At 35.3% G+C, this 23,234-nt stretch carries 20 protein-coding genes; 8 read left to right on the forward strand and 12 right to left on the reverse strand.

Annotated elements, in window-relative coordinates; genetic code table 11:
* Window positions 1-105: 105 nt before the first annotated feature.
* Both ATN92_RS03810 and ATN92_RS03815 read right to left on the reverse strand, forming a co-directional pair.
* Window positions 106-525: a helix-turn-helix domain-containing protein gene (locus ATN92_RS03810; protein WP_056954778.1), complete on the reverse strand. Its 420-nt coding sequence runs from the start codon at window positions 523-525 to the stop codon at window positions 106-108.
* A 139-nt stretch (window positions 526-664) separates the two neighbouring features.
* On the reverse strand, window positions 665-2,554 hold the full coding sequence (locus tag ATN92_RS03815) for a fructose-bisphosphatase class III (RefSeq protein ID WP_056954780.1): 1,890 nt from the start codon (window positions 2,552-2,554) through the stop codon (window positions 665-667).
* Window positions 2,555-2,689: 135 nt separating this feature from the next.
* On the opposite strand from ATN92_RS03815, the gene ATN92_RS03820 reads away from it, so the two are divergent.
* Complete coding sequence (locus tag ATN92_RS03820) at window positions 2,690-3,583, forward strand: aldo/keto reductase (protein ID WP_054643976.1); 894 nt, start codon at window positions 2,690-2,692, stop codon at window positions 3,581-3,583.
* Between the two features lie 59 nt (window positions 3,584-3,642).
* Here ATN92_RS03820 and ATN92_RS03825 read toward each other — a convergent pair whose 3' ends face one another.
* From ATN92_RS03825 to ATN92_RS03870, 10 genes are all read right to left on the reverse strand, one after another.
* Complete coding sequence (locus tag ATN92_RS03825) at window positions 3,643-4,218, reverse strand: hypothetical protein (RefSeq protein WP_056954782.1); 576 nt, start codon at window positions 4,216-4,218, stop codon at window positions 3,643-3,645.
* Between the two features lie 19 nt (window positions 4,219-4,237).
* Window positions 4,238-5,383, reverse strand: a complete 1,146-nt coding sequence (gene dgoD / locus ATN92_RS03830; protein ID WP_056954784.1) for a galactonate dehydratase — start codon at window positions 5,381-5,383, stop codon at window positions 4,238-4,240.
* 19 nt (window positions 5,384-5,402) lie between these two features.
* Window positions 5,403-6,773 (reverse strand): PTS galactitol transporter subunit IIC, encoded by a 1,371-nt coding sequence (locus tag ATN92_RS03835; protein WP_054643973.1) that lies wholly within the window; start codon window positions 6,771-6,773, stop codon window positions 5,403-5,405.
* A 32-nt stretch (window positions 6,774-6,805) separates the two neighbouring features.
* Window positions 6,806-7,099 carry a PTS sugar transporter subunit IIB gene (locus ATN92_RS03840; RefSeq protein WP_054643972.1) on the reverse strand — a complete coding sequence of 98 codons (294 nt, stop codon included), beginning with the start codon at window positions 7,097-7,099 and terminating at the stop codon, window positions 6,806-6,808.
* 19 nt (window positions 7,100-7,118) lie between these two features.
* Window positions 7,119-7,595, reverse strand: coding sequence for a PTS sugar transporter subunit IIA (locus tag ATN92_RS03845; RefSeq protein ID WP_234032527.1), 477 nt, complete (start codon window positions 7,593-7,595; stop codon window positions 7,119-7,121).
* A complete protein-coding gene (locus ATN92_RS03850) occupies window positions 7,592-8,230 on the reverse strand; it encodes a bifunctional 4-hydroxy-2-oxoglutarate aldolase/2-dehydro-3-deoxy-phosphogluconate aldolase (protein WP_056954785.1) in 639 nt (212 codons plus the stop codon). Before ATN92_RS03850 ends, ATN92_RS03845 begins: the two co-directional genes overlap by 4 nt.
* Before the next feature lie 7 nt (window positions 8,231-8,237).
* Complete coding sequence (locus ATN92_RS03855) at window positions 8,238-10,265, reverse strand: BglG family transcription antiterminator (RefSeq protein ID WP_056954787.1); 2,028 nt, start codon at window positions 10,263-10,265, stop codon at window positions 8,238-8,240.
* Window positions 10,266-10,501: 236 nt separating this feature from the next.
* Complete coding sequence (locus tag ATN92_RS03860; protein WP_056954789.1) at window positions 10,502-11,299, reverse strand: FAD:protein FMN transferase; 798 nt, start codon at window positions 11,297-11,299, stop codon at window positions 10,502-10,504.
* A gap of 123 nt (window positions 11,300-11,422) precedes the next feature.
* Window positions 11,423-12,199 (reverse strand): FAD:protein FMN transferase, encoded by a 777-nt coding sequence (locus tag ATN92_RS03865; RefSeq protein ID WP_056954791.1) that lies wholly within the window; start codon window positions 12,197-12,199, stop codon window positions 11,423-11,425.
* A gap of 103 nt (window positions 12,200-12,302) precedes the next feature.
* Window positions 12,303-13,595: a nucleobase:cation symporter-2 family protein gene (locus tag ATN92_RS03870; RefSeq protein ID WP_056954793.1), complete on the reverse strand. Its 1,293-nt coding sequence runs from the start codon at window positions 13,593-13,595 to the stop codon at window positions 12,303-12,305.
* Between the two features lie 127 nt (window positions 13,596-13,722).
* Here ATN92_RS03870 and ATN92_RS03875 point away from each other — a divergent pair, with 127 nt between their 5' ends.
* The 7 genes from ATN92_RS03875 (at window position 13,723) to ATN92_RS03905 (ending at window position 23,086) form a co-directional block, all read left to right on the forward strand.
* Entirely contained in the window at window positions 13,723-15,159 is a 1,437-nt protein-coding gene (locus ATN92_RS03875) for a C69 family dipeptidase (protein ID WP_056954795.1), read from the forward strand.
* 141 nt (window positions 15,160-15,300) lie between these two features.
* On the forward strand, window positions 15,301-15,771 hold the full coding sequence (gene greA, locus ATN92_RS03880; protein ID WP_056954797.1) for a transcription elongation factor GreA: 471 nt from the start codon (window positions 15,301-15,303) through the stop codon (window positions 15,769-15,771).
* Window positions 15,772-15,941: 170 nt separating this feature from the next.
* Window positions 15,942-16,859: a DMT family transporter gene (locus ATN92_RS03885; RefSeq protein ID WP_056954799.1), complete on the forward strand. Its 918-nt coding sequence runs from the start codon at window positions 15,942-15,944 to the stop codon at window positions 16,857-16,859.
* A 91-nt stretch (window positions 16,860-16,950) separates the two neighbouring features.
* Entirely contained in the window at window positions 16,951-17,955 is a 1,005-nt protein-coding gene (locus tag ATN92_RS03890) for a D-2-hydroxyacid dehydrogenase (RefSeq protein ID WP_056954801.1), read from the forward strand.
* 374 nt (window positions 17,956-18,329) lie between these two features.
* Window positions 18,330-20,798 (forward strand): hypothetical protein, encoded by a 2,469-nt coding sequence (locus ATN92_RS03895; protein ID WP_056954803.1) that lies wholly within the window; start codon window positions 18,330-18,332, stop codon window positions 20,796-20,798.
* A 539-nt stretch (window positions 20,799-21,337) separates the two neighbouring features.
* Window positions 21,338-22,465 carry a 5-methyltetrahydropteroyltriglutamate--homocysteine S-methyltransferase gene (locus tag ATN92_RS03900; protein ID WP_056954805.1) on the forward strand — a complete coding sequence of 376 codons (1,128 nt, stop codon included), beginning with the start codon at window positions 21,338-21,340 and terminating at the stop codon, window positions 22,463-22,465.
* A gap of 237 nt (window positions 22,466-22,702) precedes the next feature.
* Complete coding sequence (locus ATN92_RS03905) at window positions 22,703-23,086, forward strand: YxeA family protein (RefSeq protein ID WP_056954807.1); 384 nt, start codon at window positions 22,703-22,705, stop codon at window positions 23,084-23,086.
* Window positions 23,087-23,234: the final 148 nt, after the last annotated feature.

Raw genomic sequence — 23,234 nt, forward strand, 5'->3', positions numbered from 1 at the left:
CTTTTTCGAGTTGTGATCGTTTTCTCGCAAGGTCTTTAGTGCTTTTAAAATATCACGGTCCATTTCGGCATCATGTAGTTTAGCTTTTAGATCGAGAATCTCTTGTTAATATTTCTCTTCTTTTATGGAATTTAAACGTGTTTGTTTCTTTTTTTTCTTGGCCATTAACGGTCGTCTCCCTCTGGGACGACGCCTTAATCCGATAACACCATAGTGATTATATTTATAGATCCATGAATCAACTTGACTGGGTGATATCTTGAAATAAATTGCAGTATCAAGGCGACTGATCTCATGTAATTTATAATATTCTATCACGGATAATTTGAAATCTTGAGAATATTCTTTATGGGATTTCTTACTTATCAAATAATCAAGTCCATTCGCCTCCGCTTCATGGACCCAACGATAAATCGGTGATTTACTGGGCATTCCATATTTTTTTGATAATCCAAGTATAGAAATTTGTCCATCAAGGTATTCGTTTACTAATTTAACTTTGAAATCTGAAGAGTATTTGGTCATAAAAAAAGTGCTCCTAAAGTTGTTAGATTATGTCTAACAATTTTAGGGCACTTCAATATTATCTTGGACCTTTTTTACGTTCTATTTAAGTGTAACCGTTGTTCTGTGCTCTATAGTAGAAACGAGTTTGTTTCGCTCTCTAATCGTTTAGTTCTGCCGACAAATCAGCTATTTGTTGTTTTATCTTATCTCCTCGATCGGTATCCATGACCACTTTTCGTTCAACCGAATTTTCAACGATCTTTCGTTTCAAAATCACATCGTTCAAATCTTTCAATGAAGTTGATAAGGAAATAAATGGTTTCAATTGTAATAGCTGCATTCCATAGGAATCGTATAACAGAGTGAATCCTCCATTGTGTTCCATCTTGGGGCGGCCACCGTTTACTTGAATAACTTTTCCTTTGGACATAATAGGAAGATTCTCTTCGTCAATATCTGGTGTATGTCCTACTATAATATGTCCTTCTTCTCCCACTCCAAATTCATCTTTAACTCGATCGGCGAACCATTCTTTTTTACGTAATTTATAGAAGGGATTCAAGGTTTCTTTTTGTAACTCTTTATCATCTATGAAGTAACGTTCGAATGTAGTCATCTTATCCTTACCGAATAATGGCGAGTCTTTTCCACACCATAGATACCAGAGCACATCAGAATTGAAACAATCTCCGGTTGTGGGATGGCGCATTGCATCCCGCATTATAACTTGGAAGTAGTCACTCAAATCTTTCCCTAAATAATTACGACCGTCTATCTTCCATTTAACAAAATTGCCTTGTTCGTCTGCTGGTACGCAACCGTGGAGCAAAAGATTTCCGTTATGCTTAAGGTACATTGAGCCATGATCGTACATAAACCACATGTGCTCGTTTAACTTGGTTGAGTGAATGAATTGATTAATTAAATCGATCAATACGACTTGTTCGGGATGTGAAATTTGATAGGGATTTCCGGGATTAACTAGTTGGAAACAACCATTTTCGATTGGATAATCTTTGTCATCAATCTTGACTGACTTCTTATCTTGACTCAACTTGTCCAAGAATAGTCGATCATCCATTTCAAACTCAGGACGACGTTTTATAGCTTGACCTTCTAATTTGAATTGCATAATAGCAGCGGCTTGTTGGACACAATTATCAGTGATTCGATCTTCTTCCGATATTTCAGTCAAATCAACTTTAGGATCAAAATTCGATAGTGGACGATAACTGTGACGAGCTAACTTAATCATAGAAGTCATGTCGATGTCATAAGCATCATTTAGTAATCTTAGATTGTCGTAACGGGCACAAATTCTGATCAAATTGAGCATACATAATTTGGAGCCGGCCATACTTCCCATCCACAAAATATCGTGATTTCCCCATTGGATATCAAAATTTTGCCAGTGATTGATTAGATAATCAATGACCAAATCAGGACGTGAACCTCGATCATAAATATCTCCAACAATGTGAATCCTCTCAATTGCCAAACGTTGGATTGCATGACTGATAGCAATGATAAAATCATCGGCCATATTCAAACGTTCAATACTGGACAATAAGCCTTGATAATAGAGTCGTTTATCTTTGAAATTAGTATCGATCATCAATAGATTCTCAGTAATATTCCAAAAATCCGGTTGAATAGCTTTTTGCACGAGGCTCTTAGGATACTTATTAGCCACATAGCGCAACATCTCAATTAGATTATTGAATGAATCCATATACCACTGTTCTAATTCATCTGCATCGGTAATTTTACTCTTGGTTTCTTTAAGGACTTCTGACGGATAATAAATCAAACAAGATAATTTCATTTGATTGACCGGCATCAATTTACCAGAAAAAACTTCTGATACTTTTTTACTAATATTACCGGCACCACTGCGCATAATGTGCGAAAAACGGTCATATCCTCCATGAACATCACTGATAAAAGCTTCTGTTCCCTTGGGTAAATTCAGAGTAGCAGATAGATTAATAATTTCAGATTTAATTTCGTTTTTATTTTCAATTACGTTCGTAAATTTATTTTTCATTAATAGCTTCCCCCAGGAACAATACATTCTATATTAATGATAGCGCATTCAGATTGAACTATACCAAACGAAAAGCAATATTCCAAGTATCACAGTTATATTTGAGTTAAAATTATACTTATAGGAGGTTAGAATATGAATTTAAAATTGGATTCTACTGTAACTTTGAATAATGGTGTTGAAATGCCCCAATTAGGTATGGGTGTTTGGAAAGTAAACAATACGGGTGCTTCTCAATCTGTACAATGGGCTTTGAAACACGGCTATAAAGCTATTGATACTGCAAAACAATACGGTAATGAAGCTGGTGTTGGTGAAGGATTACAAAAGGGCTTTGCAGATAATGGTCTCAAACGTGAAGATATCTTTTTAACAACAAAGATCTTTAATGGTGACCAAGGCTATCAATCAACACTCGACAACTTTGAAGGTCAATTAAAGAGATTACAAACAGACTATGTAGATCTTCTCTTGATTCACTGGCCAGTAGATGGCACATACTTGGACACATGGCGTGCGTTGGAAACAATCTACAAAGAAGGCAAAGCACGTGCTATTGGTGTTTCTAACTTCAATATTGAGAGATTAAAGGATATTCTTAAGAATTGTTCAATCAAACCTGCCGTTAACCAAATGGAATATCATCCCCTTTGCCAAGAAGTTGATATCAAGAACTTCTGTGACGAAAACAATATTCTACTTGAAGCATGGTCTCCACTTGGTGGTGGTTCTGTTCTAGGTGACGCCAGATTAAAGAAAATTGCTGACAAGTATAACAAGTCAGTTGCTCAAGTTATCCTTCGTTGGGACTTACAAAATGGTATTATTACTATTCCTAAGTCAGTTCACGAAGAAAGAATCGTTCAAAATTCAGATGTTTATGACTTTGAATTAAGCGATGCTGATATGAAAGAAATCAATGGCTTCGATAATGATAAGAGAAGTCTTTGGTACGGCGACTTCTTCTGGAGCGGTAACCCTGATGGTTATGTTGACTCTGTTGAAGAATGGGACGACTCTGAAAAGTAAATTTACTTAAATAAGCCAGAAAAAATCTATGATAGATTTTTTCTAGCTTATTTTTTTATTTAACTCTTTTTTCTAATAGCAACAAATTTATTTCTATTCGGTCTATTTCTAATCATTTCTAGTTGCTTAGACTCTAAACTTCTATGCTTTCTATTTTTGATAGTTAGTTGTCTTTGATACTCTTCTCCAGTCAATACCTTGACTGTTTTAGGAACGCGTTTACGAATAAAATGTCGAATTGATTCCTCATTATCCGTAAACATTAAAGAATAACTACCACCTTTTTTAGATGCAAATGTTACCATAGTGTCTTTTTTAACAGGTTCAACAATAATTTGATCATATCTACCATAATCAGAAGCCTTTGATAATGAACCGTAAGTAACGACCTTATCATTTCCAAGTCCTTGATTATAAAACGCAACACTAGCAAACAATACAGCAATTAAAACTACTTTTATGTTTGATTGCATGGAGTGTGACCAAAATAAAACGACGATTAATAATGCTGCTACGATTGCTATTAAGTATTTCAAATTTGATGACTTAGCTTTTATTTTAATTGATGCTTGCTGTTGAAACTCGAATACTAACAAGGCACCTATTAAAACTATCATTATGATAGATTCTCCCATTGTTGCTACCTCCTGTTAACTACCACTCGGCAATTGTACCATCATAGTTCTTCCAAGAAGGATTACTCCAAACCAAACCTTGTTGAGCTACATCCTTAATCATATCCTCATCCATTTCAATACCCAAACCTGGTTTCTTAGGTAGTTGAACATATGAATCCTTGTATTGGAAGATTTCTTTATTTTTAACAAAATCTAATAGATCAAAGCCTTGGTTATAATGGATACCCAGACTTTGTTCCTGAATGAACACATTTGGTGTACATGCATCAACTTGCAAAGTTGCAGCTAATGAAACTGGTCCATATGGTGCATGAGGTGCGCAGGCCATATCAAATGATTCCGCTTCAGCAGCAATCTTTCTGGTTTCTAAGATACCTCCACACATAGCTACATCTGGTTGAACAATATCAACTGCACCTTGTCTGAACAAATTCTTAAAGGCCCAACGAGTATAAAGTCTTTCACCGGTAGCCAATGGGATTGAAACTTCTCTAGCAATATCATCAAATGATTCCCAATTTTCGGGTAAAACAACTTCTTCCAAAAACATAGGGTGATATGGTTCCAATGCTTTTGCCAGAACTTTAGCCATCGGTCTATGAACACGTCCATGAAAATCAATTCCAATTTCAAGATCATCGCCAACTTCATCACGAATCGAAGCAACACGATCAACTACTGCTTGAACCTTTTTATAAGAATCAACATAGTGTAATTCTGAAGTTGCGTTCATTTTAATTGCAGTAAATCCTTTATCAACACGTTCTCTGGCTTGTTTGGCCACATCACTAGGACGATCTCCACCAATCCATGAATATACTCTAATCTTGTCTCTAACAGCTCCACCTAATAGTTCATAAACTGGAACATTCAATGCTTTTCCTTTAATATCCCATAAGGCCATCTCAATTCCTGAAATAATTGTTCCGTTAATAGGACCACCTCTAAAGAATGAACGATGTAACTCTTGCCAGATACGTTCAATTTCAAATGGATCACGTCCAATGATTTTCTTACCCATCTCTTCAGCACCGGCTACTACTGTTTCAGTTTTAGTTCCTGAAATCATTTCGCCCCATCCGGTAATACCTTCATCAGTTAGAATTTTAATAAAAATCCAACGTGGCTTTACTTTATAAATTTTAATATCAGAAATTTTCAAAATATCTACCCCTAATCTATTAATCAGTTACAGCATCCTGCATTTCCATATTCTTATTAACATGCTTTATACCATCAAAGAAGTACCATATTCCAGCGAAAGCAATGATTAATACTGGTATAGAAATAAGTGGATGCCATGTGAATGCAAAGTATACGATGAAACTTTGAATCATTGATGTGGCCGCAAATGAACTAATATATAGTGAATTTGCACCTAATTTAATACCAACAGACTTGGCAATTGCAGTTAATACTGGAGCAGTTGCAGTACCACACCATAGAAGTGAAGCTGTTACAACTAATCCAATAATAATATTCTTGATCAAATTACCATTTGTAAGTGCTACAACCAAAGCAACTCTAAATGGTACAACAGCTAAATCAGCAAATGGTAGAACTGAATTTCCTGGTAAAATCAAAGCCATTGCAATAGTCAATGGAATGATAATCAGAGCTGTGGTGATAACATCTTGATTACCAACAACAACGGCAGCATCCAAACCAATAAAGAGTTTTCTACCTTTAAATCTCTTTTCAGACCACTTTTGTGCGGCATCTGAAATTGGCATTAATCCTTCCATAAATAATGAAGTCATCTTTGGAATCAATACTAGGACAGCTGACATTGAAACACCTAATTGCATAACTTTCATTAGATCGTATCCAGCTAACCATCCAATGACCATACCGATAATCAGACCCATAATCATTGAATCTCCAAAGAATCCTAAATACTTTTGAGCATCCTTTATAGAAAACTTATTATTTCTCATGAAAGGAATTCTATCCAAAAGCCAATTCAAAGGCCAAGCAATAACTAGTGATGACAAAGCCGAAACTGTTGGCAAGGACACTCCTGGAATACCAAAGAACGATTCAACAATTGGCTGAGACCAGTCGGCTAATTTGAAAGTAATCAAGGCCATCAAAATTGATGAACCAATACCTAACCAAATATTTTTAGTAACGAAGTAAACCATAACTCCGACAATTGCCATATGATGATAATTCCAAATATCAACATCCAAGGTATGTGTCTTCTTTAAAATCAATAAAATAATATTTACTAAAAGAATTCCAAAAATCAAAATTGCAATAATTGGTGATGCCCATGTAACAGCGGCGATTGAACCCCATCCAACATCTAGTGCTGTTAAATGAACCCCAGTTCTATCTACCATTGCTTTAGCGGCAGGTCCAACATTTGTTGTCATAAAATCAAGAATCAATTTGATACCAGCGAAACCAATCCCAAGCGTCAATCCAGATTTAAATGAACGAGTAATCTTTAATCCAAATATAAGACCAATAATCGTGATAATTACTGGTAATAATACCGTCGGTCCAGCAGCAATCAACCAGTTAAAGACATCCATTATAATATGCATGTTTATTCACCCCCTGATAGTTAAATCGTAATTTAACCTTCTTTTTCTTTTATAATCTTATAAATTTCATTGAAAGTGTTGTCTGCCCCTATTCCGGTTAAAATTGGCATTCCTTTAACGTAAGGTACACCATGTGTTTTTCCATCAAATTCTCCTGTCGTTACTAATAAATCAAAACCCTCAACTTTACCGGGTACTTCCATTAACTTAGTTTGAGTAGTATCTACAGGCAAACCTTTGTCTTCCATGAAACTTCTGATTTTTGAAGCAACAACTGTTGATGTTGCGATTCCGTTTCCACAAGCTACTAATATACGTGCTGGCATAATATAATTCCTCCAAATATTAATTTAAAATTCCTAACAATGATGGTTCAATTAGATTCAATAATTCTTCTGATGTATTAGCATTCAAAATATCATTCCGTAATTTTTCATCCTGTATAATTCCAACAATTCTTTGTAGCATTTCTACTTGGCCATGTGGCTCCCCAATTGCAAGCATGATTACTATTTGAACAGGAATTGTTTTTTTTATGTCTTCCATATCATGAAATTCTACTGGCGTCTCTAAGGTACCAACCGCCACAGTTGTCTTATTAACTAAATTAAAATCCGCATGGGGAATCGCCACTGCCGGACTCTTTGATGGGAGGCCAGTTGGATACTCCATTTCTCTTTTTTTAATAGCATTTATATAATCCTTCTTCACGTAACCGCTTTCATAAAGCTGAGAAGAAAGTTGTTCAATAACATCAGTGCTATCATCCGCGGTCATATGTGGAAGAAATAATGCTTTATCTAAATCAATATCTACCTTCAAACGAGTGCTCCTCTTTTCTTAAAATCTTTTACAAATGTTGCTAAAGAATTGGCCAACCCTTCAACGTTTTCATTTCTAATATCTTCCTTATTAAATAGCTTTGATCCCATTCCTAAATAATCACAGCCATTGTCCAAGAATTCACCGGCATTTTCCAAAGAAACTCCTCCGACGGCCATCAAGGGTAGCTTACCTAAAGGAGCTTGAATTGCCTTAAAGTAATCAGGTCTTACCGTTGAAGCTGGAAAAATTTTTACAATATCTGCTCCTTTTTCGAACAACCCAGTTACTTCTGTAGGAGTCATTGCAGCGGGAACAGTCACTACTCCATGATCATGCGCATAATCAATCATTTCTTTAGTAAATGACTGAGGTCCTAGAAGAAACTTTGCACCTGCTTCAATGGCATTCTTAGTATCTTCTAAGTCCATAACTGTACCAGCACCGATTTGATATTTTTCACCAAATTTAAGATAGCCATCTCTGATAATATCAAGACAATGTTCAGTATTCATCGTAACTTCTATACCAAAGTCATTTTCGAACCCATCCATCGCTTCCATAATTGTCATGGCTTGTTCTTGAGTATACCCGCGCATGATAATTGTAAATTTTGGATAATTTCTTAGATCCATAAGTAACTCACTCCTTAATTCTTCTTTTTATTTCATTGATTACTTTATTTCTAGAATCAGCGTTAATTAATGTTTTCATTGCTTTAGCATTAGCAGCTATATTTGCCAATTGTTCTACTGCTTTAAAATGACTTGTTGTATCTCCAACAGCCAATGGAACAATAATATGAACGTCCGCGTTATTTGGAAACTTTATTGGCTCTTTACTAATCAAAAAACCAAATGCATTTCCATTAACACCCATATCCGGAGTCGTGTGAGGAATAGCCATGTTCTTACCAAAATAACTATAATTACTCATTGACGAACTCTCTTTAATAATTTGTTTGAGGAATTTATCTGTTACAATTCCTTTTTTCATAAGTGGTCTCGTTGCTAATTCCAATGCTTCAGTCCACAAAAGTTTCTGATCGGTAAAATTAATAAACTCTGGTTTTACATATGCTAATAGGTCTGGTAAATATTCTGTTTCCTTTACTTCATCGTCTTGTCCTCTTAATAGAAATAGTTGAATTTCTTTTCTCAATCGAACTTCATCATCTATTTGTCCATGTCGACTAATAATATTCATTAATCCATCTAACATTTCTTCTGAATTACCAAAACTAATATCTCTAAGCACTCGATATCGTAAATTCAAGGATTCATCGGTTGTCATAATCGGATGAATAATATATTGTCTTGCATCCGTCTTTAAATGCACGGTTGTAAACACTACATCAAAATCATTTTTAAACTTTTGAAATTCTCTAACAGAAGATGCTGAAACAAAACTTATTTCAGGAAACATTTCTCTCAATTTTTTAAACATCAATCTGGAAACAATTACTCCATTACTACAAACAACTGCAGCCCTTTTTTTCTCTTCTGGTTTCCAATTCTCAAGTTCAGATCCAAAGTAAAAGGATAATAATTCAATTTCATCTTTTGGCAAAGCCGAGTTTAATTTTTTTTCCAAAGGTTTTACAATTTGACGTACCGTATCAACAAACATCTGATGATTCTTAACATTTTTTACAGCTGACTTAATTCCTGAATCTTTCAAATGTAATCCGTATCTAATTCTTAAAATCATCGGTTGAATATGTGCAACCAACCTCTTTTCAAAATCCGATTTATTCTTTATTTCTACATAGGTTAAAGATTCAAACTGTTGCACCATATCATGAACCATTTTTAATAAATCAGAATTTTGGTATTGAATCTGTCCTTCTACAGTATTTGCTGAAATGAATAACAATAAAATCCATTTATAATCGTCTTTATTTGCTATCCATTTTTCAGGAATAACATTAGATATGAAATCATATTCGCTAGTATCACGAATATCTGTCTTAAAATACGATTCCTTTGAAACCTGACATGAACGATTTCTGGCTATCAATATCATTAGAGAATAAACTAATTGATTAAACGATTGATCTGAGTACGTAATATTCAAATGCTGTTCAATCTTATGCGTGTAATGAATTATGGAGCCTACTGAAATATCGGATATTTCCACAATCAATTCCATACCATCTTCGAAACGTAGAATTATTGCAACCAGCTCATTTATGATTTGTTTAATTTTCAATTCTGAACCATTTATTCTATAACCATCTTTTCGCGAATATATTAATTCCAAGTTGTACTTTTTAAGGTATCTTTTAGCATTTTTTAAATCTGACGTGGCCGTTGTCTTACTTACATTTAAAAACTCATATATATGAACTAATGAAACTATTTCTCCGCTAGTAAGAAGGTACAAGATAATTAGGTACATTCTTTGGTCTTCGTTAAAGTATCTATTTGTATCGGGAATATTCTGTATCTGTTTTTCTAAAAAGTTTTTTGATTCATTGGGAATAAAGAATTGTCCTGAATTAGATCTAGTAATCGAGGATAAATTATTTCTTTTCAATTCAATATTTATTTTTTTCAATGAATATGAAAGTTGTCTCGGTGTTAAATTTAATTTACGTTCCAGTTCAAAACTTTTACTAACCTGAAAATGAATTATTTGCTTTAATACAACTGTTTCCCTGTCATCCAATATTTCACCTCCGCTCCACGTCTATAGATTAGCCCAGAAAATAGCAAATTGGAATGCGCTTTCATTTCGACTTTTGTCTTACATTTTCTAAATGAGTATGCAAAATTGAACTTACCTTAAATAGTGAAAATTCATAATTTCAAAACAAATGCCATACCAGTAAGTTTTTCAGTACAAAAAAAAGGCCTCAATAATCTGAGTTTTCACATTCAGATTATTGAAGCCCTTTTTTAGATTTACTTATTTAATACTATTTCTTTATTATCAATAATCGAGCCTAAATTGAAGTTCAAAACATTGTCCTGTTTATCAACAGTAATTCCCGTCAAATTGTAATGTTTAATGAAGGACATGAACTCTTCCTTCTTAGATGAAGAACCAACTAAAGCCCAAATACTAGCCTCAATCAAGCTACTTCTGATAACAGTTGTCTGATGATTATCAGCTTGATTCATTTTATAAGTGTTACCCAAAAATTCATCATTTTCGAAAGTTGAAATAGCACCATTCTTCAAATAATAAGTCGTCAAATCTTTTTCAGCGTTGGGAATATTAATCTCCCAGCGAAAATCAGAATTCTGTTTGGTAGCAAATTTAATATTTCGATCACCACTCAAGTAAACTCCTACTACTTCAGGATTTTTCAAAAGTGGTTTAAGTACTTCATCGAAGACTTGCTCAATTGCCCAGTTCTTAACTATTACTGAAGGATCAAATTTTCCAGCAAAATACGGTTTATAGATTCCGTTAGTCATTTGTTCGGACAATATAGCGGTGTTATAAATTTGTTTAAAGTCGTTGGAAGACGTTAAAGGTTTCTGATCTCCACGTTGAAATTTGGATACTAAAGAGTCATATCTAAAGGCAGAAAATTGACGGTCAATTTCTTGAAGACGTTCATCGATTCTTTCAGTCGTCACTTTTAAAAGTTCCATAACGGTAGCATTCGTTGTTAGTGTTGCTAATTTAATTAAAAAATTCATATTCATTTGATTGATTGTTTTAGTGTTTAAATAATACTTTTCATTTTTCATTTGGTGTACCTCGGTTTCTAATTCTTAATACACCTTAAAGTATATCGGTCGAATTTGAATTATTTATGACCAAAATTAGAATAAAATGGCAAAAAAATAAGATGTATAACGTCGTTACACATCTCACCTCAAAGCTACTTTGTCAGTAAACCCATCGCGAAAGTTTTCCATACCAAGATTTTTGTCAACAATCATCCCAGTTAAATGGTATCTTTCGATGAATTCAGGAAATTTATTAGTACCTGCTGAGATTCCAGCTGATGACCAGATCTTAGCATCTAATGCATTATTAGTTACAATCGTTACTTGTTCAACATTGCTAGTTTCTTTTCTTAAACTATGAACTTCATTTGAAGTTGAAACTGCTCCATTTTGCAAAAAGTAAGTTGCCAACAAGATATCCAGGTTATTGGGATCTTTGATAGCAATGCGCCAGTTGAAATCAATATCAGGTCGACTAGCCAAACGAACGTCTTCACCACATCTCAATGACACTCCATCAATATTGTCCACGCCAAGTAACTTAATCAAATATTGGTTGAACAATTGATCAATGATCCAACCATTTAACAAGCCTACCGGATCATATTTACCATTATAGTAGGAGCTAAAGTAATGTTGTGTCATCTGCTCGGCTGTAATCGTCTGTTCATAGACTTCTCTAAAGGTTTCCGAAATCATCAGTGCTGCTTCATCGCCATCTTGAAATCTGCTTAAAAAGGAATTCTTATTCTCTACCGAAAACAGTTCATCATACTTTTTAACCTGAGTGTCCACTTGTTTAACAATTTGATCCAAAATATCTTGGTCAAAAGTTTCTTCTTTCGGTACTGCCAGCTTAATTTCCAACGGCATATCAAATTTATTTAAAACGGTACTTATGTATTTATATTCAGTCATATTTATCACTCCTTTGCGTAAAAAAATACGTATGCTCATCTAATTTATCGATAAGTATACGTACTAAATGTGATGAAAATATGACCAAAGTTTGTGAAAAATTTTAAGCTTCTTTTTTATTAGAATTCAAAAGTAAATTCAAAATAATTGCTGAAAAACTTCCGACAACTAAACCATTATTTAAAATAGTTTGTAGTGTTGATGGTAAGAAATGAAGTAAGGTTGGTTGAACCGTTACTCCAAGTCCCAAACTGATTGAAACAGCCATAATCATAATATTATTATTATTCATTTCAACTTTAGATAACATCTTGATACCCTCAATACCAACGGTACCGAACATAATCAACATTGCGCCACCTAAAACAGCATTGGGAATCAACTCAGCTACCGCCCCAACCTTAGGGATCAAGCCTAAGATGATCAATAGAAAAGCTGAGAAGTAAACTGGTTTATTTTTCTTGATTCCTGATAATTGAACAACCGCAACATTTTGTGAGAAAGTCGAGTATGGGAAGGTATTAAAAATACCACCAAGAATAGCTGCTAACCCTTCAGATGCGTATCCACGTTGCAAATCATTCTCATCCAAATCACGTTTTGTCAATTCAGCCAAGGCGTAGTAAACACCAGTTGATTCGATCATACATGTTAAAGCTGCCAAGAGCATAACAAGAATTGATGACCATTCAAACTTAGGTGTTGCAAAGTAAAATGGACGTGGGATTTGGAACCAGTGTGCTGAGCCAACACTTGCAAAACCTATCTGACCCATACCAATTCCCATTAAGTATCCAGCCACAATACCGATTAAAACCGCAATTTGTTGAATAAAACCACGACCCCAAATACTTACGACAACGATAATCAATGCTGTTGAAAATCCTAGAATCAAGTTAGTTGAGTTACCGAAACCCTTAGCAGTAGCGTCGCCACCACCAATATTTTGGAAAGCTACTGGTATCAAAGTAAACCCAATCAAAGTTATTAGAGAACCAGTAACAACTGGTGGAAAGAATCTCTTTAATTTGGCAAATACTTTCGAAATTAACATGATAAAAATACCAGCCACGATAATAGCGCCATACATATAGGCTATTCCAAAGTGATGTCCTATATTTTGTAACGGTGTTACATATTCGACCGCCGATCCTAAAACAACCGGTAATCCAATCCCAGTCAAAGGTGTTCGTTTAATTTGTAACAGTGTGGCTACCCCACACATAAAAATATCTACTGAGATTAAGTATGTCATTTCCTTAGCGCTGAAGCCCAAAGATGCACCGATCAAGATCGGTATCAAGATATCTCCTGAGTACATGGCTAGTAAATGTTGAAATCCTAATAGCAGATTCTTAAAAAAAGAATCGCTCTTATCATTCATATTAAGATCCATTATTGCCCCTCCTATATTTAGAAAATTATAACATCTTTTCTGAAAGTTATTAAAGGCGAAGTTTGGATTAATTGAACATTATCTATGATAGAATGAAAGCAGTATAAAATAGGAGGAATTCTAAGAGATGAATAAAAATCATTTAGATGACGCTTGTACAACTATCTTAGTTGGTAAAAACACCAGTATCGACGGTTCAACAATGATCGCCAGAAATGACGATACATTTTTTGCCGTTGCCCCACACAGTTTCGTATTAAACCCTGCTGTTAAAGGTGAAAAAGGTCGCAAAGTTAAATCATGGTTAAATGGCTTCGAGTCTGAAGTTCCCGAAAATGGTTACAAATGGCCTGCAGTTCCTAACGTTGACTACAAGAAATTCGGTTACTATGACGAAAGTGGTATCAATGGTAAGAACGTTGCTATGTCAGCTACTGAAAGTACTTACGGTAACGAACGTGCTTTAGCTTTTGACCCATTAGTTAAAGATGGTATGGACGAAGACGTTATTGTTCGTATGGTTCTTCCTTATGTTGATTCAGCTAAAGGTGCCGTTCAACGCACTGGTGATCTTATCAAGAAATTTGGTTCACCAGCTGGTAACTCACTTCTATTCAGTGATAAAGACGATGTTTGGTACATGGAAATCGTTACAGGTCATCACTGGGTAGCTCAAAGAATCCCTGATGACAGTTATGCTGTTTGTGCTAACCGTGTTTCTATCCAACAAGTTGATTTCGATAACTCTGATGAATTCATGTGGTCAGAAGGAATCCAAGAATTTGTTGAAAAGAATCATTTGAACACAGACAAGACTGGTTTTAACTTCAGACATATCTTTGGTACAGATAATCTTAAAGATCGTCACTACAACACACCACGTGTATGGTTCGGTCAAAAATACTTCAATCCTGAGATCCAACAAGATCCAGAAGATGGTGAATTACCATTCATCATGAAGACAGATCACAAGATCACTGTTGATGATATTGAATATGTTCTTGGTTCACACTACAACGAAACACCATATGATCCATATAGCCCATATGCTTCAGAAGATGACAAACATCGTTACCGTCCAATCGGTTTGAACAGAACACAAAACTCACACGTTCTTCAAATCAGAAATGACGTTCCTGAAGAATTCGCTGCTATCATGTGGTTATGTATCGGATTCCCAACATTCACACCATACATTCCATTCTACACAAACATGAATGAAACAGACGATTCATATAACGACGCTTCACTCAAGTTTAACTTCAAGGATGCATACTGGATGTATAACGCTCTATCTGTTCTTGTTGAATCAAACTACAGTGAATTCATCCAAGACGACATCGACTACTTAACAGATATTCGTCAACAATTACGTGCCTCAGTTGCTGAAACTGATAAGCTTGCAGCTAACTACTCAGGTGACGAATTAGTTGAATTCTTAACTGATAGAAACCAAAAGGTTGTTAAGGAAATGAGAGACAAGACACATGACTTCTTTGGTGAACTTTATACAAAGGGTATTAATCTTTCAAAACTCACATTCAACATGGATGCTAACCTATAAAACCAAATAATAATCTCTCTGACTCTTGATGAGTTGGAGAGATTTTTTGTTATGACTTTATCCCTTACTCTACTCTTGCGTTCAAACCGGATTTGAACTATCTTTCTACTTAGAAATATTAATATATCGAGGTTTTTCAAAATGGAACCAACATTTAATAAGATGACTCCTGCTGGATATAAAGCTATTGAGCAAGAGATTAAACATTTAAAAGAAATTCGTCCCGGAAAGATTAAAATATTGGCCGCCGCTGCTGCTTTGGGTGATCGTTCTGAAAACACTGAATATTCAACTGCCAAAAGGGATCTTGGTCACTTGGAAGGTCGTTTACGTTTTCTATATAAACAGCTTCAGTACGCTGATGTCGTTGTCCCTGCTGATAATGACAAACTGGATATTGGTAAATTCGTAACCGTTGAATTCTTAGATGATCACGATCAAGTTACCTATCAATTGGTCGGCAAACAAGAGGCCAATTTGACTGAAAATAAGATTTCCTTTGCTTCACCAATCGGTAGTGCTCTGGAAAATCATAAGGTCAATGATATCGTAACGGTAAGCGCACCGGATAGTTCTTATCAAGTTAAAATCATCGAAATTAAGTTAAATTGATTTCATAATTATTTAAATATGGTACGTACCAATTCAAAAGAATGCCCGTTTAAAGCTACCTCCGTTACATACCTATTCTTGGTAAACACCATGATATAAAAAAAAGAATAGTCAAAACTCGATAACCACAGGTATAATAAAGTATTGATTTTTTAGGAGGATGTTTTTTAATGGATGAAAGTAAAAAGTTAGCCAAGAAAACCCTTGATCGTGGTTTCTGGCTAGCATTTTGTGCTTCTGCTCTTTGGGGAGTTTCAGGTACCGTTTTACAGTTCGTTGCTAAGAACTTGAATATTCCCACAATGTGGTTTATTGGTACCAGAACACTTATAGCTGGTATCTTATTGTTAGCAGTTGGCTTAGTCGTTTTACCTAAAAAGGAATTCTTTGCTGTCTTTAAAAATAAAAAAGATTTTCTAACACTACTTAGTTTTTCCGTTTTTGGTTTATTAGCTAATATGTTTACCTTTTTTCACGCTGTTAAAACTGGTAACTCATCAACAGCAACAATTCTACAGTACCTCTCACCTTTATTTATCATGATTGGTGCCATAATCTTTACTAAAAAGAAAACTTCACGTGTGGACGTAATTTCCTTTGTCATTGCCTTAATTGGTGTTGTTCTTATGATTACTCGTGGTGACTTAGGACATCTCTCTATCCCATTTATTTCCGTTCTTTGGGGTATCGGTAGTGGTATCACTGCTGCACTTTATATTACGATTCCACAAAAATTGATTGCCAAATATCACGGAATTTTAATCACTGGTTGGGGAATGTTAATTGCCGGATTGATTTCTAACGTATTCAATCCTTTCTGGGTCAATGCCCCTAAGATGACTGCTGGAAGTGTCCTAGGTGTTGGTACAGTTATTCTGCTTGGTACCGTTCTAGCCTTCCTATTGATGGTTATTAGTACTAAATATACAACAGCCGCTATCGTTAGTATCACTGATGCTGTGCAACCATTCACTACATTGATTTTAAGTGTGATTTTCCTTCATTACGCAGTTAATCTTGCCGAAGTAATCGGTGCTGTGATCGTTATTATAGCTATTTATGTATTGAATCGTTATGATACTGAATAATTGGATTTCTGAAGTCGAATAATGGATTCGGCTTCTTTTTTTTTCACAATTTTGTTTTAATAAAGGTGTGCGTTAGAAGGAGGATCCATTTATGAAAATATTTGCATATGGAATTCGTGAAGACGAAGAACCATCTTTAAAGAAATGGGAAGAAGCTAACCCTAATATTGAAGTGGGCTTTACTAAATACACTTTGACAGCTGACTCAGCTAGATTAGCCGAAGGATCTGATGGTGTCGTAACACTACAGACTTCACCTTACACTAGAGAAGCTTTGGAAGTACTTAATAAACTAGGTATTAAGTATATTTCAATCCGTAATGTCGGTTTCGATAACTTCAACTTCAAAGATCTAAATGATCTTGGATTTACTTTAACAAATGTACCTGTTTATTCTCCAAATGCCATCGCTGAACATACTGTTCTTTTGATGGGTCGCTTATTGCGTCGTGTGCCTGAATTCGACGAAAAATTCGATAACGGTGACTTCACTTGGGCTCCTACTATTGGTAAAGAATACCGTGAACAAACAGTTGGTGTTATCGGTACTGGACATATCGGTCGTGTAGTTATCAAGATTTTACAAGGCTTCGGTGCCAAAGTTGTGGCTTATGATGTTTACCACAATGATGATATTGAAAAACAAGGTTTATACGTAGATAGTTTGGAAGAATTATACAAACAATCTGATATCATTACTTTGCATGTTCCATTATTCGATTCTAATAAATACATGATCAATGACAAAGCCATTTCACAAATGAAAGATGGTGTTTACATCATTAATTGTGCCCGTGGTGAATTAATCGATACTGATGCCCTAATTAAAGGCTTAGATAGTGGTAAAGTTGCTGGAGCTGGACTTGACGTTCTTGACAATGAAAACTCTGTCTTTGGTAAAGTTTGGAGTAGCGTTGATAACATTCCAAACGAAAAGATTAAGAATTTAGCTAAGAGAACTAATGTTATCATTACTCCGCATAGTGCTTTTTATACAGAAACAGCTATTCACAATATGATCACTACTTCATTCGATTCAAACAAGGCCTTAATTGAAGGACTTAAACCAAATAATATTGTTGATACAACTAAATAGAGTTCAAATTCAAAGGGTACTATCCTATTCAGGATAGTACCCTTTTTGTAACGATAATTTTAATCCATTCGGTTCTTACGTGACGTTACAAATACTATAACGCATAAAGCAAAATTTCTTATTTCTTTGAACGATAATTAAATAAATATCTTCCATATAACTTGATTTAACAATAATTATAGATAATATTTTCGTTCGATAAAATTAAATAAATTTATATTCTTTCGTATCTCTTCAATCGATTGAGCTTGTTACATTTTTAGCATTCATATAACGGTGACACACTTTTAGGAGCCTATTAATCGTACGCATCGTTGCTATAATAAGGCTGTTAACCTTTACATTTTTAATTATTTTAGGGAGGAGTCGTTTGTATGAATGTATTTAAAAATTCGGTATATTTGCCCATGTCTATTTTCATTGCAATTTTATTTAGCGTAATTATTTTTTCTTTAACCACAACAACCCTTACTTCAGCCGATGAAACTCAACAAGCAATCGACGGTGCTCCCGCTGGACTTGATATTCAAAAGTTCTTTAATATTTCTCCGCCTTTAAACACTGTTACTGATAATCCTTTTTTATACAACTACGCTCGAACCGCTAAAGATGGAAAAGTACTTGATTTAGCGGATGGTTCAGGTAAATACGGAGCAGCTTGGTCAGACACCTCGGCAGGAAACTATCTCGATATTCGAAAAGATCAAACCGTTTCTGCTTGGTTATATTTTGGAGCAGCAGTAGATAACGAACTCTTGAATGGACAAGGTATGGCGTTAGTTTTACAAAATGACCCTCGTGGTTACAATGCCATGGGTGCTGGTTACCAAGGACTTGGAGTTTATGGCTATGACAAAGGAACAACTTCGTATTATTACCTTACAGAAAGTAAACCAACCGTTGCTAATCCTGATTATATTGCCAGTACTGCCGTCAAAAACAGTATGGCCTTAGAATTTGATAGTCAAAAAAATGACGCAATTTCACAACACGATGAAAGTCCAACTCAAGTTAACTTTGTTCCTGGAGGGCTTCGTCCAGGTACTTACTATTACACATTAAGCGGTTATGACACTAGGGACACTGCTAACAAGAATCCTATTCCATCCAACTATCCGGAAAATTCTCAATTCGGAGCTGGTGGTGGTTATGGTCATATCGCCGTCACATACCCTGGTTTGGCAAGCAGCTATGCTCTACTAGCTACAGGAGCTCAAAATCAGGTTAATTCAGCTTGGAAGGGTTTTACAACCGCAGCCTCTGTTATTCACTCCGGAACCAAGGCAGCACAATTGGTTGATGCAGGTACTGATGAGAATCCAATTTATTGGCATCACGTTACTTTCACTTGGAAGCATGCCGAAAATGGTGAATCGGCACAAATAAAATATGCTTTCAATGACAAATATTTAGACGGAACTATCAACAATGACACCACTACTCTTGGAGGATATCCTCGAGTTGATCAAACCGTCAAAGTTGACCCTAGTATTTTCGGTAACATTAAAGACAATAAATTATATTGGGGATTTACCGGCGCCAATGGGCGTTCTACAGGGGTTTATAGTAAACTAGTTGTCTTCGAATCAATTCCTGCCTTGGTCCATGCCGAAGCAAAAACATCCATCACTGACCATACTTTAGAAAAAGTAATTACAGATGATTCAACTGATCAGTCCGTTGCCCATGGCGATAAGCTGACTATTGACTATAACGTTAATTACGATACTGAAAATAGCCGTGCCGATTGGAACAAGATTTCCGCTGATATTGATTTACCAACCAATATTAATTACACACCTGACAATAATGGCAATATTGCCACGATAAACTATACAAATAGTTTAAACGGAAATACTAAAACTGAATACATCAGCGGTACTAACCTTACTGATCAAGCTTTGAAATTTAAATTAGCTGAAAACTTGGGAAAAGTTAGCAATACGGCTTATACAAATGCCGATATTGTTATCAATGGTATTGCTGATAACACTACTGACCACGATATCGATGTACCAGAAAAACCAGCTAAATTCTCAGGTGAAAATCAGATTTCAACAACCAGTACACCGGAATTCACAGTCACATACCAAAAGAACTGGCTATTAAACTTTAAGAATCCCGATCCAATAGATATCGTCTACAACGATGCTGATGAAAAATTAAATTTACCAACACAACTTAGTTATGACAAAAATCATCACTTCAAAAAAGATGACCCCATCCGTTACGATATTAGTGTTGCGGGTAAAACGTATACTGGCAGCTCTCAAGCCAACTCAACCGATACATCAGCCACCGGTACCATTCCTTTGAGAAGTATTATCGGCAATGATTTTTGGAATATTTTTAAAGAAAAAACGACTCAAAAAATCACCGTTATGGCTACGGATAAAGATGATATTAAATCGAATACCGTTACATACACCGTGAACGTTTTACAAGATAAATTTTTAGATGTGAATGCATCTAAGGATCTAGATTTCCAAGACATCAATTATTTATCAACTAATAAATATTTAAAACGGAAAAGTGGTTATTCGGTTAGTGTCACAAGCTTACGTAATCCATGGAAATTATCCGTTTCAACTTCAGCGATAAAGAAAGGCGACATCAATTTTAACGGTATATTAGTTTATAAAAAGAAAGATGGCACCACTTATGATTTAACTTCAGACGAAGTTCCCATTGCCGAAAATGATGTTGTTAGTGATCAACTGGTAACAACAGTAATCTCAAAAGATTGGACCGATGATACTGGCCCCTTACTGAAACAGACCGGCGTTAGCGAATCAGGTAAATACAGTGGACTCGTTACTTGGCATGTAACCAACAGTATTTAAAAAAGACGTTTGACAAAATATAATTCGAGGTGTAACTTATTCACCAATCAAATAATTAAAATCTATTTAATCAAATTAGACGTTGAAGAGAAGAGTAAATTAATTTAGTAGTTTTCCAGTGACCGTCAGCCAGTGAAAAGACGGAACGAACAATTAATTGAAGATGAGCTTGGAGTCTTATCCTAGTGCAAGCTGGGAATACGCAAGGATGCGATATCATCCCGGACATGACAGTGTCGTTGAGGTATTTTGTGCAAACAAAATATAAATTAGGGTGGTACCACGAGTAATCGTCCCTACAGTGCAGATAAATTCTGTATTGTAGGGACGATTATTTTTTTACTCTCTCTTAACGACTTTGTCGTTTTAGAGAGAGTTATGGGAATGTTCAAAGAACATTCGTATTTCCTTTATCTCTTAACGATTTTGTCATCTTAGAGAGAGTTATGGGAATGTTTGCAGAACATTCGTATTCCTATTCCCTACTCATCATTCAACCAATACCACAAAAGATTAAATAGACCCAGGAGGATTTAAATATGACAGTTAAAACAGCAAGTAAAATTGGATTCCAACATGTAGGAAGTTTTCTCAGACCAGACGTCCTTAAGCAAGCCCGTCAAGACTACTTCGATAATCAAATTACTCAAAAAGAACTAACAACCGTTGAAAACGAAGCCATCAAAGATCTTGTTAATAAAGAAGTTGCTGCAAGTTTAGACTACGCTACTGATGGAGAATTCCGTCGCTCATATTGGCATTTAGACTTCTTCTGGGGCTTTGAAGGCATTGACCATATTCATTATGGTGAGGGTTATCATTTTGCTCATGAAGAAACTCGTGACGATACTGCCATCCTATCTGGACATATCAAATTCAATCCTGAAACTCATCCTTTCATCAAGGATTTTGAATTTCTCAAGTCACTAACTGATCATTTAGATATCGAACCTAAACAAACTATCCCCGCCCCCTCACAACTCTATGTTGAACTCATCCGTGGAACCAATGATGAGAAAATCAAAGAATTTTACCCAAATATCAATGATTTATATTTAGACATCGAAAAAGCTTATCATGACGCTATTTTGGCTTTCTACGATAAAGGTGCTCGTGTCATTCAACTGGATGACTGTTCATGGGGATTATTCCTAGATGAGAGCTTTTTAAATACCCCCGACGGTAAAGCATATGCCAACTCAGGTATTCAAGATATTCTACTTGAGTTGAACAACAAAGCTATTGAAAATCTTCCCGAAGACTTAACCATCAATACTCATGTTTGCCGTGGTAACTACCATTCTGATTTTGCTTTCTCCGGTGGTTATGGGCCTGTTGCTGATACATTATTTGCCAAAGAGAATGTCGACACTTACTTCCTAGAATATGATTCTAAACGTGCCGGTAACTTCGAACCGCTTGCCAAAGTTTCTGGTGATAAAAAAGTTGTTTTAGGCTTAGTCACAAGCAAATCAGGTGAACTCGAAGATCGCCAAGAAGTTATCAATCGTATTAAAGAGGCCAGTCAATATTTGCCATTAGATCGTCTTTGGCTATCAACTCAATGTGGCTTTGCTTCCACCGAAGAAGGCAATGTTCTAACCGAACAACAAGAATGGGCCAAACTAAAATTAGTTAAATCCATTCAAGATGAAGTTTGGGGTTAATAATTATTGATAGCGCTTTCAACAAGAACTATAATATAAGTAGAAATTAAAGTTTATCTATGTTGGAGGCGCTGATTATGATGAAAATTTTAGCAGACTTATTCAACAGGATTGTAGACTACACACTTCACTTTGATTGGTGGTAAACCGGCTTACAAATCTGTAAGAATAATGTAAGTAGATCAAATGTAAAAAAATAATTAAATCCCTTAGTATATTTCTCAGGAGGTAACGCAAATGAGAAGTTTTCTAAGGGTTTTTCTTTTAGGTATTGTTATTATAGGATTAGGATATTTAGGTGCTTGTTTCTACACTAAAGACAACACTAGTCAGGTTTCACAGGCATTTAACAACTACAATATTTTGGTCAAACGTGAACCTCGATATGTAAAGATTGATAATAAAGATGCTAAGGATAAAGATGGCTACGGCAATTACACATACAAATTGAAAAGTTACGATGAAGATGGTAAAGAACATCCCATCGAATTCATGGGTATGGGCAAATTAAAGCAAGGCCATTACCTAAAACTTGATACAAAAGGCAGTTACGTCTATTCATATAAAGAAGTCTTCAAGAAAGACATGCCTAGCGATGTCTACACTAAATTGAATCTATAAAATTAAAAATAAAAGCAGCATTTACTTAGGACAAACACATCACATTCGGAGGTTTAACTCCATGTGTCGGCAATTCCAAGTAGATACTGCTATTTTTGTTTCAAAAATTTAGAAAAAAGTTAATGATCAGAATCCGATTTGACCATAA

The organism is Companilactobacillus bobalius (assembly GCF_009764355.1).